We start from the raw sequence: 16,717 nt of genomic DNA, 5'->3' as shown, positions 1-16,717 counted from the left end.
ATTAATCCCTCTTAATTTCTTTTAAATAAGATTTCCCTGTATTACCCGTTCTCCAAATTTTGATATCTGGATGAAAGCGGATAGATGCTTCTAAGAATCCTTTATCATGCCAGGTATGCTTCATCCTTTTCCAAGCTTTTGGATCAGCTCGGTGCACGGCTTCTCCAAAACCAAAAATATCACTATGGAGTTCACGAGCGCGCTTCACAGATTCGGTAGTCAATTGCCGATTTACTTTTTCAACTAATTTTTCTGCTTTCTTAATTACATTAGGATCTGTTAAATCCATATTGCACTGCACCTCACTAATGTTCCCTTGTGCTTTTACATAAACATCAATGTAGGCTTTGCCGTTCACTACGCGCGCTTTTATTTTAGAAGAGGCGCGCATAACCTCCATTACAAATAGACCGCCTTCAGGCCAATAAACCTCCCCTACTGTTGTACTGACCTTTCCAACAATATAATTGAGTCCCTTACTTTCCCGCTTATTCAGCCAACCAATAAGCTGATCGCCGCGAAACACGCCCAAATCATGATATTGCAGCGTGCTTTCAGGATACACCTTATCTAAATTTTGCTTGGTGCCTCCTTTTTCCTCACTTCCTATAAAACGAATGCCTGTCAGAACAGGTGATGTACCGGAGGAGGTCATTTGGGATATCAATTCATCCAACTGCGTCGCATATGTAGGGGCCCATACCCGCTGAGAAACTTCTAATGATTTGTAGAGCTTTTGCGCTGGAATCTTTTCAATTGGACTTACATTTTCCAACACAGCAAACCCTGTTGTATCACGTGCTAAAATAATATAAAAGTCCGAACGCAATTCTTGATCTCGGTGCAATAGCTCTAAAATCTTAGCAACCCCATCTTCAGCTAGCTGTTCACTCAAGACTAAAATGCGCAAATGTCCCAAATAAATTTTACGCGGTGATATAGTTGTCATAAGGCGTAAAGCCTCATGCAGTGTTTTTGACTTTTGTTTGTATATGGTAACAGGCGCTCGACCGCCCGTACCAAGGCGCGGTGTTACTTCGTTTGGATCTACAACCTGCACACTGATTACATATTGCCCATCCGAGCTTTTATCAATCGCCATCCCAACAGCGATTGCGAGTTCATTCAGTTCACGTCGATTCCAGCACCCCGTTAACACGAGAAGCATGACAGAAAAAATAAGAACAGATCGCTTCATGTTGTTCCCTTCTTTGGCCGAGGCATCGGCGTTTTATTACGTATGTTATTTTGCTTTGAAAATTCAGCAGGTCGCCTACGAAGCAACCAATGCGGTAACCGAATCAGTGTATCCTGCGGTGATGTTTTGTGCGTCGGTGTAATCGGCGCTAAATATGGTACGCCAAACGAGCGCAAGGAGCATAGATGAACCACCATTAAAATGAGTCCCATGGTAATACCGAATAAACCAAAGGAAGCCGCCAGCATCATGAGCAAAAAGCGTAAAATTCGAATTGCAATAGATACGTTGTAAGCTGGCAGTGCAAAAGATGAGATGGCCGTAATGGAAACGACAATTACAATTGCGGCGGATACGAAGCCAGCTTCTACGGCTGATTGCCCAATAACGAGTGCGCCGACAATCGAAATGGTTTGTCCGAGCGGACGCGGTGTGCGTAATCCAGCTTCACGTAATACTTCAAAGGTAATCTCCATAATGACAGCTTCCACAAATGCTGGAAACGGAATGCCCTCGCGCTGAGCTGCCAGACTGATGAGTAAAGGAGTCGGCAGCATTTCCTGATGAAAGGTCGTAATCGCAATATAAGCGGACGGTGCCAACAGTGCGATAAAAAAGCTGGCATAACGAAGTAGTCGCAATAAGGAAGAAACAAGGGAGCGTTCGTAATAGTCCTCCGGTGTTTGAAAAAATTGCACGAACAAAACAGGAACGAGTAAAACGAAGGGTGTTCCATCTACAAAGATGGCAACTCGTCCTTCTAGCAGTCCCGCCGCCACTACATCTGGTCGTTCGGTGTTAAATACGGTTGGAAACGGAGACAAAAAGCTGTCCTGGATATATTCTTCGATATAACCGCTTTCTAAAATGGCGTCTGTATCAATGCGATCCAAGCGCTCATATAATTCCTTTACAATATTTTCATCGGCAATCCCATTAATGTACATTACCGCAATGTTTGTTTTGGTAACCTTTCCGATATGGCGCTGCTCACAGTACAGATTTTCATCATGAATTTTCCGGCGTACGAGCGTAGTATTTGTACGTAATGACTCTGAAAATGCTTCGCGCGGTCCACGAACAACTGTCTCTGAAGATGGTTCATTAACACCGCGATCCTTCCATCCGCATGTTGGCACCGCTAACCCTTGCTCACAGCCTTCGATAAATAAAATGGTATGTGCGTCTAACATTGACATCTTTACATCCATCATGATGTGTAAATCATGAACCTCTCCGGTAGCTATGACAGAAGTTGTAATATAGTGAAGGAGCTTTTCCGGTTCGTGTGTACCGTATCGCTTTATATGCTTTTCAGCTATTTGCATAGCTTGAATAATAAATTCACTGATTGCGGTTTGGTCGATCAAACCTTCTATATAAGCCAATCCGATGGGAACACCAATGTTCATTTGTCGTGTGACGACATCGGCACTGCTTCCGAAGGCTTTATTAATGGTATCTATATTTGCTTGTACGCTGCTGGTGAGCTTGTTTTCTTCTTGTTTCGGTGCCGGTTTTTGTGGCTGTTCTGGAGGTGGTTGTATTCGTGAACCGCCATGACCATCAAACCAATCCATGAATTGCTCCCCCTTTCCCATTTATTTCATTATTTGTTAAGGAAGTAATTTCTATGAATGATGGTTAAAAATTATATATTTGACGAATTTCTACAAAAAAACATGCATAAAAATCTTTGTTTTGTCGAAAAGTAATGAGTTATACAGCGTATAGATTGATTGATTCTTGTTCAAACTGATTGCTGAGGTGATAATCAAATGAGAGATGGAGAAAAAAAATCTCGTAAAGTAGTGAAGTTTGGTCAAAAACGTTGGGTATTTCCAACTGTGTACATCGCGTGTGCAGCTGTAATCTTAACAGCGACGCTTTGGTACCAATCGGCAGACAAAAAAGAAACAAAGAAACCAACTGCGCCATATAGCCAAAATAATGAAGGTGCGGTTCCAGTAACGAAAGCAACAGAAGTTGTGAAAATGCCGGTTGCAAAAGTAGAAAACGCGGTTGTAAAGAAGAAATTCTACGATCCTACTGCAACACCAGAAGAGCAAGAAGCAGCACTTGTATTCTATAACAACACGTATTCCGCAAACACGGGTATTGATATTGCATCTAAAGATGGCAAGACATTTGACGTGACAGCAGCTATCAGCGGAACAGTAGTAAAGTCTGAAAAAGACTCCCTACTTGGTTACGTTGTAACAGTCGACAGCGGCAATGGCATCACAGCGTCTTACCAAAGTCTTGAAGGCGTAGCGTTGAAAGCTGGTGACAAGGTAGCACAAGGCGATGTGATTGGTAAAGCAGGCCTTAGCACAATCAGCAAAGAAGCTGGTTACCATGTACACTTTGAGCTTCGCAAAGATGGCGTAGCGGTAAATCCGCAAACGTTCTTCGATAAAACGGTAGCTGATATTAAAACAGCACCTGTAACAGCACCGGTGAAAAACGAAGACAAAGAGCCAGCGAAGGACGAAAAGCAAAACGCTGATAAAGAAGAGCCTGCAAAGGACGAGAAGCAAAATACAGATACGGAAAAAGAGCCAGCGAAGGATGAAAAGCAGAATACTGAGAAGGAACCTGCTAAGGAAGGCACTGAAAAACCGAATCAAGAAGAAAATAACTAAGTGGCCAAACAGCCGCCCAACTGCGAATACGCTTGGGCGGCTGTTTTTTGTCGTAAACCTGCTTGTCCCCACATATATATGAAGAAAAGGAGGGGGACGAACATGTCATTAACCGTAACGCTCATTATCTTATGCATCATTGCATTCTTTATCTTCTCTATTCTGATCCTAATAACAGGAAGCAAAGGCCCTCCATCTTATCAGAACTTTGAAGTGGACAAAGAAGAAAAGCTGCCGGACTGACCGGCAGTTTTTCTCTGTGTATAGAGTTTGGCCGATAGAGAGTAGAGTTTGGCTGATAGAGAGGCTTACCTAGTTGGTAACGCGCAGAATTTGATGTGAAACCGCATGTTTTTCTTTTATAATGGAATAAAATGGGGGGATGAAAATGAGCGAACGTATTTATGTACGATTATTTACACGCGCGGATGCGGCGAAGCGCTTAGAACTTCAAATCAAAAATCGCGCGTTTTTCGAGCGGTATGCCATGACGCGTGATGACAGCTATTATACGCTAGCGGCGCAGGAGGATTTGCTTACATATTTGGAGGAAGAAGCGCAGCACGACAGGCAGTATGGATTTGGGATTTATAAAAAAGAAAATAATGAACTGATTGGTACGATTAGTTTATTCCAGATTGTGCGAGGTTCCGTACAAGGTGCGTTTATTGGCTATTTCCTTGATGAAGCACACAATGGTCAGGGATATATGACAGAAGCGGTGCAGCTCATTGTTGCATATGGCTTTCATGAGCTGAAGCTACACCGCATTGAAGCGGGTGTTATGCCGCATAACATCGGCTCGATTCGTGTGCTGGAAAAGGTGGGCTTCCATAAGGAAGGACTTGCGCGTAAAAGTGTGAGAATTAAGGGCAAGTGGGAAGATCATCAAATGCTGGCAATTATTAATCCAAATGACTAGGAGCATAGCATATGTTTTTAAAGCGGATTACTTTACTAAACGAAGGCGTATCAAAGCAGCAATATCCGTTTTCCATTCCTGCCATCCGAAGCCTACGTGAGCTTGATATTACGAAGCCGGTCACCTTCTTTGTTGGAGAAAACGGCTCTGGTAAATCAACACTATTAGAGGGAATTGCAGATAAATGTGAATTTGCCCTTGGCGGGGGCGGTCGCAATAATACATATGAAGTGCATGCCTCGCAATCTGCGCTAGGAGCTTACCTGCGTTTGTCGTGGCTGCCCAAAGTGACGAACGGCTTCTTTTTACGCGCGGAAACCTTCTATCATTTCGCCTCGCATCTTGACCATTTGGAGCATCCCGGTAAATATGCCGCATACGGCGGACAATCCCTGCACGACCAATCGCATGGCGAAGCATTTTTATCACTATTTCTCCATAGATTTAATAAAAAAGCAATCTACCTACTCGACGAGCCTGAGGCCGCGCTTTCACCAGCACGGCAGCTCACCTTTTTACGAATTATGCACGACTTGACAAAAAGTGGGAATGTGCAGTTTATCATAGCTACGCATTCACCTATTTTGCTGGGTTTTCCTGATGCAACGATTTTGCAATTTGATGAGAATGGCATGAGTCCAATTGAGTACGAGATGACAGCGCACTATCAAATTACAAAATATTTTCTCTCACATCGAGAGAAAATGCTGGAGGATTTGTTTTATGATGAAAAATAGGAGTAAGGTGGGAGACTTATGTCTTTTGATGAGGGACAGACCTATAATAATGGAAATTTATCCATTCACAACGTGACTATTAAGTATAAAGGCACGTTGTATATTACAAAGCATATCTACAGTGTGACACAAGATGAAGATAAGCCTAAGCGTCCTATTAATGCATACGTTGGCTTTGCGGTAGCACTGATTGTAATTTGGCTTGCAGATTATTATTTTCGTCAGCAACCAAATAATGCAATATGGATTGTTCTTGCGGGTGTTAGTTGGATGTTTTTGACTAGCATGTATCGCCGTATATTTGCGAACGTGACTGTGTATAAGTTGAATTTGCATATCAAAGACCAACAAGAGCCTGTTCAACTTGAATTTACAAAAGAAGAAGAGCGCAATAACGCATATATACGCATTCAGCAAACGATTGAGAACAACCATGCGCGCAGTCACATTTGACAAAGAAGCAGACATTTCTGCTTCTTTTTTTATTTTTTTATGCTTAGTCCGCAAATTTGTACGGAATGTAGCATATATCTGTAATGGGCTCCATACAATGGTATAAACCCAACAAAGAGAGTGTTTGAGGTGAGGAACCGTGGATCAGTTTATCATAAATCAGCGTACATCGAAATCCGACATGCAACTCTCGAACTTACAGCTAGATGAAGCGCAGCGAGTCTCATTTCACTCTTCTTACATCTTAGGGGAGGCGAGTGGTGTGCACGATTACATCAAAGAGAGAACAATCAAGATTGGTAAGTATATCGTGGAGACAAAGAAGACGGTTCGTGTGATTGCGAAAGAATTCGGCGTATCAAAAAGCACAGTTCACAAGGATTTGACAGAACGCCTGCCGGAGATCAACCCGGAATTGGCCAACGAGGTAAAGGAGATTCTAGATTACCACAAATCCATTCGTCACCTCCGCGGCGGCGAAGCCACAAAGCAAAAGTACAGAAAAGAAGACACAGTTGTTGAAAAAACAGTAAGGCAGTAAGACCCTCTACGGGCAGTGACATTGTCGCTGCCCGTTACGCGTGCGCTTTCCCCTCCTCTTTACTCTTCTTCCATAAATTTTCCGACAAAAATCGCGTCGGCTTGTTACGTTTCCCGAAAAGTTATGATAGAATCATAAATTAGGTATATAAGAATTCGGTGCTCGTTTTCGGGCAATAATCAAGGAGGCACAAACTGTAATGTTTTCAAGAGATATCGGGATCGACCTTGGTACCGCTAACGTTTTGATTCATGTTAAAGGAAAAGGTATTGTACTAAATGAACCGTCCGTTGTGGCGATTGATCGTAATACAGGAAAAGTACTTGCAGTTGGAGAAGAAGCGCGTCGCATGGTGGGTCGTACACCAGGCAACATTGTCGCAATTCGTCCGCTAAAGGATGGCGTTATCGCTGACTTTGAAATTACAGAGGCAATGCTGCGTCACTTCATTAATAAATTGAATGTAAAAGGCTTTTTGTCCAAGCCTCGCATTTTGATTTGCTGCCCGACAAACATTACATCTGTTGAGCAAAAAGCAATTCGTGAAGCTGCTGAGAAATCTGGCGGTAAGAAAGTATATCTAGAAGAAGAGCCAAAGGTAGCTGCAATCGGTGCCGGCATGGATATCTTCCAGCCAAGCGGTAACATGGTCGTAGATATTGGCGGCGGTACAACTGACATCGCGGTTTTGTCTATGGGTGACATCGTTACATCTTCTTCCATTAAGATGGCCGGCGATAAATTTGACGCCGAGATTTTAAGCTATATTAAACGCACGTACAAGCTTCTAATCGGGGAGCGTACATCAGAAGAAATCAAAATCAAAGTAGGTACTGTATTCCCAGGCAGCCGCAACGAAGAAATTGACATCCGCGGTCGCGATATGGTAACAGGCCTACCGCGTACAATTACTGTGCGCTCTGAAGAAATTCAACAAGCATTAAAAGAAAATGCAGATATTATTGTACAAGCTGCCAAAGGCGTATTGGAGCGTACACCACCTGAGCTTGCAGCTGATATCATCGACCGCGGCGTTATCTTGACAGGCGGCGGCGCACTTCTGCACGGCATTGATATGCTGCTTGCAGAAGAATTGAAAGTACCGGTTCTAATTGCCGAAGATCCGATGCAATGCGTTGCGAATGGAACAGGCATTATGCTAGATAACATCGACAAATTGCCACGCCGAGCATTACTATAATATGAAAGCTGCCAATCTATGGCAGCTTTTTTCAAAATGTGTTTACATTCGTAAATTTGCATGCTCTTTGACATATTCTCGAACATATTGCTATTTCCTTTTCTTCATAATTGTTATAAAATGATTTACGAAAAATGGATGGATTTTGAAAATGGTAGTGGACGAGCAATATCATAAACAAGGAACGCATATTTCGTACAGAAAGCAGGGATCACATGAAAAAGAAAGTGCTTTTATGGATAGGTGGTATTATAGGCGTTCTTTTAATTGGCGCAGGTATATATGCCTACAATGTATATAGTAAGGTTTCCAAAACGCTTGAAGGTGTACATCAACCACTTGAGCGGGAGTCTTCGCCAAAGCGTACGGAGCAGCCGAGTATTAAGCAGGCGGCGCCGATTTCTATCTTATTGATGGGTTCTGATCCGCGCGGCGATGAGCGCGGTCGTTCTGACTCACTTATTTTAATTACATTGAATCCGACACTGAAATCCATGAAAATGGTCAGCATTCCGCGTGATACGTACACGGAAATCGTAGGAAAAGGTATTAAAGATAAAATCAACCATGCATACGCATTCGGCGGCGTTGAGATGTCTGTGAACACAGTCGAAAACTTCCTGGATGTGCCGATTGATCACTATATCGAGGTAAACATGGAAGGTTTCAAGGATATCGTAAATGCAGTGGGCGGCGTTGACGTGAACAACGATTTAACATTTACACAAGATAACCATACATTTGCAAAGGGACCCATTCACTTAAATGGTGACGAGGCACTTGCGTATGCTCGTATGAGAAAGCAAGATCCGCGCGGGGACTTCGGTCGTCAAATGAGACAGCGTCAAGTGATTCAGGCTGTCATTAAAAAAGGTGCGAATGTCTCTTCGCTAGCGAACTACGGGAGCATCCTAACTGCGATTCAAAAGAACGTAAAAACAAGCTTAACGCAAGATCAAATGTTTGAAATTCAACAAAACTATCGCGAAGTGCGCAATAGTAATGAAGAAATTCAGATTGAAGGAAAAGGTCAGATGATGAATAACATCTGGTACTATGTCGTTGCGGAACAAACGCGCCAGGAATTGTCTAAAAAGCTACGTGAGCATTTGGCATTGCCAGTGCAATAAAACAAGGAAGGCACTCTTTTCGGGGTGCCTTTTCTAATGTGAAAAGGGGGAACATTTTGAGAAAGTTGTTTTTCGGCACGGGGATCATCAGCCTCTTTCTTCTGATTTGCATCCAAAAGCCTTTTTTAACGCTACAAGAAAAGCCAGCCCATGCAGATGTTATCATTGTGTTAAGCGGTGATCAAAAACGTCTGGAGAAAGCAGCCGCATTGTATAAACAGGGATACGCTCCATACGTACTCCTGTCAAAGTCCGACTCAAAGCGTTTTTCAGTGGAGAAGGCTGTAAAGCTAGGTATATCAAGAAAGCATATTATCGAAGAGAAACATGCCACAAGTACATATACCAATGCTTTATATACGAAGGAGCTATTGGAGAAGAGGCAGTTTCAAACAGCCATCGTGGTGTCTTCTGATTATCACATGAAGCGTGTGCAACTAGCTTTTGAGAGGGTATATGATGAAAGTTATCATTTTTTATATGTACCGTATGAGGGAGATTGGTGGAGTGATATAAGACGTACTGCAGTAGAGTATGTAAAGCTTTCTGGTTATTTTATAAAATTATACAAATATATAGATTTATAAGGTCAAAACAGATATCCAGATTATCAAATTGGAAGAGTTTTGCTTTGTGTTTTTATAACAGTGATAGTACACTTATAAAAGTAAATCATGCCAGTAATTTCATAATCTTGTTATGAGATATTGAATAGTAAATGAAAGGGTATAGACATACTAACCTGTAGGAATAAATGGAAATGCAATTTTGAAATGGGTGGAGAGTTGGCTCGGTTGAAAAGAGTGCTAATGATTACGCAAAATTTCTATCCTGAAATCGGCAGTGCCGCTAACAGGATGAAAAATATATATATGGAATTGAAGGAAGCTGGCTATGAAGTGACGGTGCTTACCCCTTCTCCTAGCTATCCAAATCAAAATTTGTATAAGGATGAAGCTTACTGGACAGATGAGCATATTGAAGCAGATGTTGTACGAATTCATCCGAAAACGAGAAAGTACACACATAACATTTTTAAGCGTCTTATGCTGTATCTTGAGGTGGCTGCAAGGCTTATCTTATGTACTTTGCGCCTGAAAAAGGAATATGATTATATATTTGTATCTACACCAGCCATCTTTATACCGCTAGCTGGTATATTTGCTAAACGTAAAATGAAGGCTAAATTAATTCTGGATGTAAGGGATTTGTGGCCGGATTCGTTGATTGGTGTAGGAGTCTTTCAACAGCGCTGGGTGCTGAAAAGTGCATACTGGCTAGAACGATTTATCTACCGGCATGCAGATCATATCATTATTAATAGTCAAGGGTTTCGAACGTATATAGAAGCAAAAGGAATTCCGCCTCAGCGCATTTCGTTTATGCCGAATTCTTTAACGGATAGTGAACTGCATATGTTACCGATGGATACACAAACAGAAAAGGTGACAGTTATTTATACAGGTAATATTGGACTCGCCCAAGACATTATGAAGCTGATTGAAGTGGCAGAGCGTATGCAGGTGTATGAAGATATTGAGTTTGTAATTGTGGGGTATGGTTACAAAAAGAATGTGGTTAAGGAATTGATTCAACAGAAAAACCTTACCAATATACGATTTTTAAAGCCAAAGAATCGACAGCAAACTTTAGAAGAAGTCGCAAAGGCGCATATTGCGTATGTGAGTTTAAGTGATAAAGAAGTTTTTGAAACAGTTTTGCCCGGTAAAGTCATTGATTATATGTGTGTTGGCAAGCCTATGGTGGCTGATGTGTCCGGTTATGCGCATCAAGTAATTAAAAAAGCGCAATGTGGTATTGTCGCAGTGACGCGTACATCAGAGGAGATTGAGAGAAGTATTCTCAGGCTGGCACAAGACCCGGGATTACGTAAACAACTTGGAAAGAATGGACATGCGTATGCTTATCAAGAGCTGCGCTGGAAAACAAATATTGAGGCTTTACTTAGCATAATGGAGGAGAAGCATGTCTAAAAAGGTATGTATGTTTGTATGGAACCACTTTACGAATGACGCACGTGTATTGCGTGAATGCACAGCGCTTACGGAAGCCGGCTATGAAGTGGATTTAATCGCGATTCATGACTGGAAAAATGAACAACTACTGAAAAAAGAGCAACGGCCGGAAGGGTTTACAGTATATCGCGTAAATAATAAGTTGAAAGTGCTACCTAAGATGTCCGGTACGGTTAAGAGAGTAAAACGACTAGTCTTCAAAAACGTAATGACAAAAGCGGTAGCTGCTGTATTTGTATTGCTTGCGCTATGGAAGCTGTTTGTTCCAACTATGCTGCTTCTTTTCGCGGCGATGGTACTTTCGCACCCTAAGATAGGTACACTGTTTTTGCGAGCTTCTATTGCCACGCAGATGGTGCTTAGAGGCATGAAAAAAAGCTACGATATTTATCACTCGAATGATTTAAACACGCTGCCGCAAGGAATTGTGTGCGCTAAGCTCTTAAGACGACGCAAGCTGGTCTATGACTCTCACGAAGTACAAACAAGCCGAACAGGATATGATAGTAAAATTTACGGCATTATGGAGAAACTATATTTGCAATTCATCGATGTTATGATTGCGGAGAATCACACGCGCGCAAAGTATAACGAAGAACTGTACGGATTTTATCCTGAGGTTGTGCATAACTACCCTTTTGTCACACGACCGGAAAATAGTTCTGCAGTGAACCTGCATGAAATGCTGCACATACCGAAAGAAGAGCCAATTTTATTATATCAAGGCGGTATCCAAAGTGGACGCGGTCTGGAAAAGGTAGTACAAGCGGTACCCCTAATAAAGAGGGGTGTAGTAGTATTTATTGGGGACGGTCGTATTAAACCGGACCTTGAGAGGCTTGTTGATGAAATGAAAATTCACGATCGAGTGAAATTTCTATCTAAAGTGCCTGTAGAGCAATTACCGCACTATACCAAAAATGCATACTTAGGTTTTCAAGTTTTAAATAATACAAACTTTAATCATTACTCTGCATCTTCAAACAAACTGTTTGAATATATGATGAGCGGCATTCCGGTGGTGGCATGTAGTTTTCCAGAAATTCAACGCGTTGTTGAGGGCGAGCATACTGGTGTATGTGTAGACTCTCACGATCCTGCATCAATTGCAGAGGGCGTTAACTATTTGCTCGATCATCCTGAAGAACGTGAGCAGATGCGTCAGAATGCGTTCCGCGCACGTGAAAAATATAACTGGGAACATGAGAAGGAAGTGTTTTTGGAAATTTATCAACGCATGTTTGTATGACGATCTATTAAAAGTGCTGTTATGAGTGGTGTGCTATATATTTTAAACAAGTTGGGGGGAAGCATCCGTGGAATCATTAGAAGATTTAAAGATAAAGAACAGTCAATTAAACAATCGCTTATCCTTGCTAGAGGAACGGACGAGGGTGTTGCAAAAAGAGCTACAGCAGCAACTAAATTTACGTGAGAGCGAGCTAGTTGAATTAAAAAGATACCATGATAAGCTTACTTATTTAGAGAAGCGTTACAGAGCCTTAAGCAATTCAATATTAGGTAAGGTGATGCTAAATTACTGGGCGCTACGAAAAAAAGTGAAGAACCGCTTGCATAGGTAGGAGGAATTGTTAATGAAGGACTATATCAGTGTTAAGTTAGATGAAATTCAAAAAAAGAGAAGATGGTTAAGTACGGATTACTCTTTAGGTGAGGGGACAAATCTGGTCAAAGACGCATTTCGCGTTATCAATGTTGGGAAATTTCAACATTTAACTTATACGGATTGGTATATTCCGAATCACAAGTCATTAACGTTTAATCGATCCAATGCAGAGTTTCAAGTGAACTTGAACAAAGGTGAGTCTTTATACGTGTTGCATAAAGAACCAAACTCTCACTTTAATCAGGTTGGTGAGCATGCGATTGCAGTTGAACGTAAGCAGTTTCCTGTTATTTTTGAAGGCAATCAAACTGGAAGCGTTGATATAAGACTTAGCCTTATTTTCTATACAAATGGTGAGAAAACAGAGGTAAAGGAAATTCCTTTCAATCATAAAAGCTTTATCGTTGTACCTGAAGGCGCGGACTATATGCGTTTGGCTATCCGGATTGCAGGACAAGGAAGCTTCTATATCAGTAATATTGTAGTTGGAAATATGGGTTATTGGTTACAAAATGAATTCAATGAAGCAAATCATCAACCATCCGATTACCAACAGTATATTGCGATGACGAAGGATAATTTGTTTGATGTATCTAAAGATTATCAAATTATATATTATCCTCAGCAGAACATATTACAGTCCAAAATGAGTGGGAAAGAATTTTCTTATTTGGCTTGTTTTGAGAAGGCAGGTTTACAAGAAGCACCTAAGGAAACAGTTTTACATCCCAAACCTAAGCACTATTACGAATTTTATGCAGGTGCTGAAGTGACAGGAGATGTGAAGTTGTCCTTGTTGATAACGGAATATCGATACAGCAGACGTGGAAACATACATCAAATTCCGTTCCATAGTCGAAAAGTACTTCAATTTAGTGAAGACACAACACATATTAAGATACTGCTTCGAGTAAGCGGGTCTGGATTTGCGATGAATATGTATCTTGGCTTTAATGAGCATCCTGTACAAATTACAAACGAAGTAACATTTAGTCTGCATAGTACAGATTGGTTTGGTGCTAATAAAGCGATACAAATGGCAAATCATGAAGATGATTTAGTAGCGAAAGTGGATGTTCCGCAAGATAAAAAAATGTATGTATCTTATAAAGAAAAAAATAACAGCTTTGGCTTGCTTCCTGAGCATCATATCATGCCTGTTCGACCGCAATTTATATATGAATTTTTGGTGCACGCGGAAATGGAAGAAGGTATTGAGCTGTTGGCAATGCTTATTACTTATAGCAAAACAGAAAAAGTAAGTGTATTAAATATAAAGTTAAATGAGCCTGTGATTGTGCAAGTCCCACCGCATGTAACTAGTTTCCGCTTTGCTTTTCGTATCGCAGGTGCTGGTAACTTTAAAATACGTGAAGTTACGATTAAGGAAATGGAAGTAGTGGCTTCAGACTCTACACTACATTGGGGTAGTCACCGCGAACCTGATGTATTAGGACTAGTGGCACCCAAATCTTTAGAAAAACTTAGAATGGCTGTTATTTTTGATGAATTTACTACAGCCTCCTATAAGCCGGAATGCGAATTAATTACTTTTACACCTGATAACTGGCTAGAAGTGTTAACAGAAAAACGACCAGATATGTTGATGGTAGAATCAGCCTGGAACGGAAATGGTGGCAGTTGGAACAAGCGTGTAGGGTATTACGGCGAGGAAAATATGAAGCCGTTACACAATTTATTGCAGTGGTGTAACGAGAACGATATTCCTACAGTGTTTTGGAATAAAGAGGACCCTGTGCATTTTGAGCGTTTTATTGATACGGCTAAACGATTTGACCATATCTTCACAACAGATGAGAATATGATTCCAAGTTATTGTGAACAAGCCGGTCATGACCGTGTATATGCACTGCCTTTTGCGGCGCAACCAGTGATTCATAATCCCATTAAAATTGTGGAAGAGCGTGAAAATAAAGCTTGTTTTGCCGGATCGTATTACCGTCATCATGAAGACCGTAGTGTTGATATGGACAGAGTGCTAGATAAAGCTGCAGAATATGGTTTGGAGATTTTCGATCGAAACTATGAGAAAACCAAGAAAGGCTTGATGCCAAACCATCGTTTCCCAGAGCGTTTTGAGCCTTATATCAAAGGCAGCTTAAAATATTATGAGATTGACAAAGCTTATAAGGGCTACAAAGTTATGATCAATGTAAACACAGTAAAGTATTCCCCAACTATGTTTTCGCGCCGTGTATTTGAAGGATTGGCGTGCGGTACACCTGTTGTAAGTACGTATGCACAGGGGATAGAAGAAATTTTCGGAGATTTGGTGTATATCTCAGAAAATGAGGCGGATATTGAAGATGCGTTTCGTCTGCTTTTACGTGATGAGCAAGCATATCGTCAAAAGGCGTTACTTGGTATAAGAGAGGTATTAAGTAAACATACGTATACGCATAGATTGGGTGATATTGTACAAAAGGTAGGCTTACAATTTAAAAAAGCTTTGCCAAAAGTGACTGTTTTGGCGTTTGCTCATTCAAAAGAGGAATTTATGCATGCATTGGAGGCTTTTAACCAGCAGGCGTATGAAAATAAAGAGCTATATGTGCTGATTGATAAATTTGAAGGCTATTTAGACTTATTTTCTCAATATAACCAAGCTTCCATTAAAACCTTTATACGAAGCTATATGCATAATTATCAAAATATCTTGGAATGGATTCCAACACCATATGTTGCTTATTTTGCGAATCATGATTATTACGGTAAGTATTATTTAACAGATTTAATGTTAAGCACTACATTTACTAACAGTGATTTTATTGGAAAACATACGTATATGGCAATGCAGAGCGGAGAACTAACAGAAATACAGACAGGAGCGGAGTATGAGTTTGTGGCGTCCCTGGCGGCAAATCGCACTGTTGCTAAAACGGATGTATTCAGTAAAGAACCTCTGGCAGAATTACTAACGAATCTTGAACAAGGTATGGATTTCTCACGTTACTTTAAATATGGAAAAACAATGTACAGCAGTGACAAATATAACTATATTTCTGGAGCTTATCATAAAGCTGGTCGCGCGCAACTTGAAGCAATGAAAGATCAAATTGAGATATGAGGCAGGAGATTATGAAGAAAACAAAAATTGTTTTTGCTGGACACGATTTAAAGTTTGCACAATTGATTATGGACTATCTAGAGAAAGAAGGGAGCTATGACCTGCGAGTCGATCAGTGGGCAGGTCATAACGTCCACAATACGGAACAAAGTAAAGCATACCTAGCATGGGCAGATGTTATTGTATGTGAATGGGGACTTGGAAATGCAGTATGGTATTCTCATCATAAGCTACCTCATCAACGTTTAATTGTACGTATGCATAGACAGGAGCTAGATACCATTTATCCTAAACAGTTTTATATGGATAACATTGATGCCATTGTAGCTATTTCACCTCACATTTATGAAGAGTTTTACCGGGCATTCAAAATTCCGCGTGAGAAAACGTATATGCTTTTCAATACGTTAGATGTGGAAGCTTTAAATAAAGAGAAAGAGGATACAAACACAGCGAAATATCATTTAGGTATTATTGGGATTTGTCCGAAAATGAAACGTTTGGACTTAGCGGTAGATATTTTGGAAAAGTTGTGGTTAAAAGATTCTCGATATAAATTGTTTGTAAAAGGAAAGCTACCACAAGATTACAGTTGGCTTTGGAAGAAGGAAGAGGAACGTCAGTATTACGAAAACCTATTTGAGCGTATTAATGAAGCGCCTTGGAAAGATGCTGTAGTATTTGATGGGTTTGGTTCGGATATGGATGAATGGTTTAAAAAGATTGGCTTTGTATTATCTACAAGTGATTTTGAAAGCTTTCATTTAGCCCCAAGTGAAGGTATGGCGTCTGGAGCGTATCCGGTCATTCTAAATTGGGATGGCAGTGACACAATCTATTCTTCCCATTACTTATTACAAGATGTAGATGAATGCGTGACACGAATTGAAGAAATAAACGCATTAGATGATGAGCAAATGGAACGTGTTAGAGAAGAGGTAAAGGAATACGCTTCAAATTTTGATATCCGAATTGTTGGAGCGCGTTGGCATTCATTGCTTCAGCAACTAACAACAGTATAGTTGCTGGTCCAGTTTCCTTATTTGGAAATAAAATGGTATGGATAACGATTGGCTTAGTTGTTAGTATGAAAGATGTTAAGTGCAATATGCACGTTATAAAACTGGAGGGAAACAAGA

The 16,717-nt window shown here is 40.8% G+C and carries 16 protein-coding genes; 14 read left to right on the top strand and 2 right to left on the bottom strand.

From position 1 onward, the window contains the following. Position 1 precedes the first annotated feature (1 nt). Together MUG87_RS11435 and MUG87_RS11430 are read right to left on the bottom strand one after the other, a co-directional pair. Positions 2–1,198, bottom strand: a complete 1,197-nt coding sequence (locus MUG87_RS11435; RefSeq protein ID WP_247082201.1) for a Ger(x)C family spore germination protein — start codon at positions 1,196–1,198, stop codon at positions 2–4. After that, positions 1,195–2,778, bottom strand: coding sequence for a spore germination protein (locus MUG87_RS11430; RefSeq protein ID WP_247082199.1), 1,584 nt, complete (start codon positions 2,776–2,778; stop codon positions 1,195–1,197). The genes MUG87_RS11435 and MUG87_RS11430 overlap by 4 nt, the downstream gene beginning before the upstream one ends. 198 nt (positions 2,779–2,976) lie before the next feature. Here MUG87_RS11430 and MUG87_RS11425 point away from each other — a divergent pair, with 198 nt between their 5' ends. The 14 genes from MUG87_RS11425 (at position 2,977) to MUG87_RS11360 (ending at position 16,600) form a co-directional block, all read left to right on the top strand. Next, positions 2,977–3,843: a stage II sporulation protein SpoIIQ gene (locus MUG87_RS11425; protein ID WP_368042540.1), complete on the top strand. Its 867-nt coding sequence runs from the start codon at positions 2,977–2,979 to the stop codon at positions 3,841–3,843. Positions 3,844–3,945: 102 nt separating this feature from the next. Then, positions 3,946–4,086 carry a hypothetical protein gene (locus MUG87_RS11420; RefSeq protein WP_247082197.1) on the top strand — a complete coding sequence of 47 codons (141 nt, stop codon included), beginning with the start codon at positions 3,946–3,948 and terminating at the stop codon, positions 4,084–4,086. Between the two features lie 139 nt (positions 4,087–4,225). Next, positions 4,226–4,765: a GNAT family N-acetyltransferase gene (locus MUG87_RS11415; protein WP_247082195.1), complete on the top strand. Its 540-nt coding sequence runs from the start codon at positions 4,226–4,228 to the stop codon at positions 4,763–4,765. Positions 4,766–4,776: 11 nt separating this feature from the next. Next, the gene (locus MUG87_RS11410; RefSeq protein ID WP_247082193.1) at positions 4,777–5,502 is read left to right on the top strand and encodes an AAA family ATPase; all 726 of its coding nucleotides are present in this window, start codon (positions 4,777–4,779) and stop codon (positions 5,500–5,502) included. Positions 5,503–5,520: 18 nt separating this feature from the next. Then, on the top strand, positions 5,521–5,955 hold the full coding sequence (locus MUG87_RS11405) for a hypothetical protein (protein WP_247082191.1): 435 nt from the start codon (positions 5,521–5,523) through the stop codon (positions 5,953–5,955). 262 nt (positions 5,956–6,217) lie between these two features. Then, positions 6,218–6,496: a sporulation transcriptional regulator SpoIIID gene (spoIIID, locus tag MUG87_RS11400; RefSeq protein ID WP_124564221.1), complete on the top strand. Its 279-nt coding sequence runs from the start codon at positions 6,218–6,220 to the stop codon at positions 6,494–6,496. 199 nt (positions 6,497–6,695) lie between these two features. Next, positions 6,696–7,697: a rod shape-determining protein gene (locus MUG87_RS11395; RefSeq protein WP_247082189.1), complete on the top strand. Its 1,002-nt coding sequence runs from the start codon at positions 6,696–6,698 to the stop codon at positions 7,695–7,697. A 215-nt stretch (positions 7,698–7,912) separates the two neighbouring features. Continuing rightward, positions 7,913–8,827, top strand: a complete 915-nt coding sequence (locus MUG87_RS11390) for a polyisoprenyl-teichoic acid--peptidoglycan teichoic acid transferase TagU (protein ID WP_247082187.1) — start codon at positions 7,913–7,915, stop codon at positions 8,825–8,827. Positions 8,828–8,883: 56 nt separating this feature from the next. Next, the gene (locus MUG87_RS11385; RefSeq protein WP_247082185.1) at positions 8,884–9,414 is read left to right on the top strand and encodes a YdcF family protein; all 531 of its coding nucleotides are present in this window, start codon (positions 8,884–8,886) and stop codon (positions 9,412–9,414) included. Positions 9,415–9,621: 207 nt separating this feature from the next. Continuing rightward, positions 9,622–10,821, top strand: a complete 1,200-nt coding sequence (locus MUG87_RS11380; RefSeq protein ID WP_368042539.1) for a glycosyltransferase family 4 protein — start codon at positions 9,622–9,624, stop codon at positions 10,819–10,821. Then, the gene (locus MUG87_RS11375) at positions 10,814–12,112 is read left to right on the top strand and encodes a glycosyltransferase (protein ID WP_247082181.1); all 1,299 of its coding nucleotides are present in this window, start codon (positions 10,814–10,816) and stop codon (positions 12,110–12,112) included. The genes MUG87_RS11380 and MUG87_RS11375 overlap by 8 nt, the downstream gene beginning before the upstream one ends. 67 nt (positions 12,113–12,179) lie before the next feature. Continuing rightward, positions 12,180–12,446: a hypothetical protein gene (locus tag MUG87_RS11370; protein ID WP_247082179.1), complete on the top strand. Its 267-nt coding sequence runs from the start codon at positions 12,180–12,182 to the stop codon at positions 12,444–12,446. Between the two features lie 12 nt (positions 12,447–12,458). After that, positions 12,459–15,578, top strand: coding sequence for a CgeB family protein (locus tag MUG87_RS11365; RefSeq protein WP_247082171.1), 3,120 nt, complete (start codon positions 12,459–12,461; stop codon positions 15,576–15,578). 11 nt (positions 15,579–15,589) lie between these two features. Further along, a complete protein-coding gene (locus MUG87_RS11360) occupies positions 15,590–16,600 on the top strand; it encodes a glycosyltransferase (protein ID WP_247082169.1) in 1,011 nt (336 codons plus the stop codon). Positions 16,601–16,717: the final 117 nt, after the last annotated feature.

Origin of the sequence: Ectobacillus sp. JY-23 (genome assembly GCF_023022965.1) — a bacterium.
Taxonomy (GTDB): Bacteria; Bacillota; Bacilli; order Bacillales; family Bacillaceae_G; genus Ectobacillus.
Note: the sequence above shows the minus strand (reverse complement) of the source record. Positions and strands in the feature narration are given on the sequence as shown.

Bases quoted from the DNA above. Each gene is read 5' to 3' on its own strand.
- MUG87_RS11435 (WP_247082201.1), bottom strand. From the start codon at position 1,198: ATGAAGCGATCTGTTCTTATTTTTTCTGTCATGCTTCTCGTGTTAACG.
- MUG87_RS11430 (WP_247082199.1), bottom strand. From the start codon at position 2,778: ATGGATTGGTTTGATGGTCATGGCGGTTCACGAATACAACCACCTCCA.
- MUG87_RS11425 (WP_368042540.1), top strand. From the start codon at position 2,977: ATGAGAGATGGAGAAAAAAAATCTCGTAAAGTAGTGAAGTTTGGTCAA.
- MUG87_RS11420 (WP_247082197.1), top strand. From the start codon at position 3,946: ATGTCATTAACCGTAACGCTCATTATCTTATGCATCATTGCATTCTTT.
- MUG87_RS11415 (WP_247082195.1), top strand. From the start codon at position 4,226: ATGAAAATGAGCGAACGTATTTATGTACGATTATTTACACGCGCGGAT.
- MUG87_RS11410 (WP_247082193.1), top strand. From the start codon at position 4,777: ATGTTTTTAAAGCGGATTACTTTACTAAACGAAGGCGTATCAAAGCAG.
- MUG87_RS11405 (WP_247082191.1), top strand. From the start codon at position 5,521: ATGTCTTTTGATGAGGGACAGACCTATAATAATGGAAATTTATCCATT.
- MUG87_RS11395 (WP_247082189.1), top strand. From the start codon at position 6,696: ATGTTTTCAAGAGATATCGGGATCGACCTTGGTACCGCTAACGTTTTG.
- MUG87_RS11390 (WP_247082187.1), top strand. From the start codon at position 7,913: ATGAAAAAGAAAGTGCTTTTATGGATAGGTGGTATTATAGGCGTTCTT.
- MUG87_RS11375 (WP_247082181.1), top strand. From the start codon at position 10,814: ATGTCTAAAAAGGTATGTATGTTTGTATGGAACCACTTTACGAATGAC.
- MUG87_RS11365 (WP_247082171.1), top strand. From the start codon at position 12,459: ATGAAGGACTATATCAGTGTTAAGTTAGATGAAATTCAAAAAAAGAGA.
- MUG87_RS11360 (WP_247082169.1), top strand. From the start codon at position 15,590: ATGAAGAAAACAAAAATTGTTTTTGCTGGACACGATTTAAAGTTTGCA.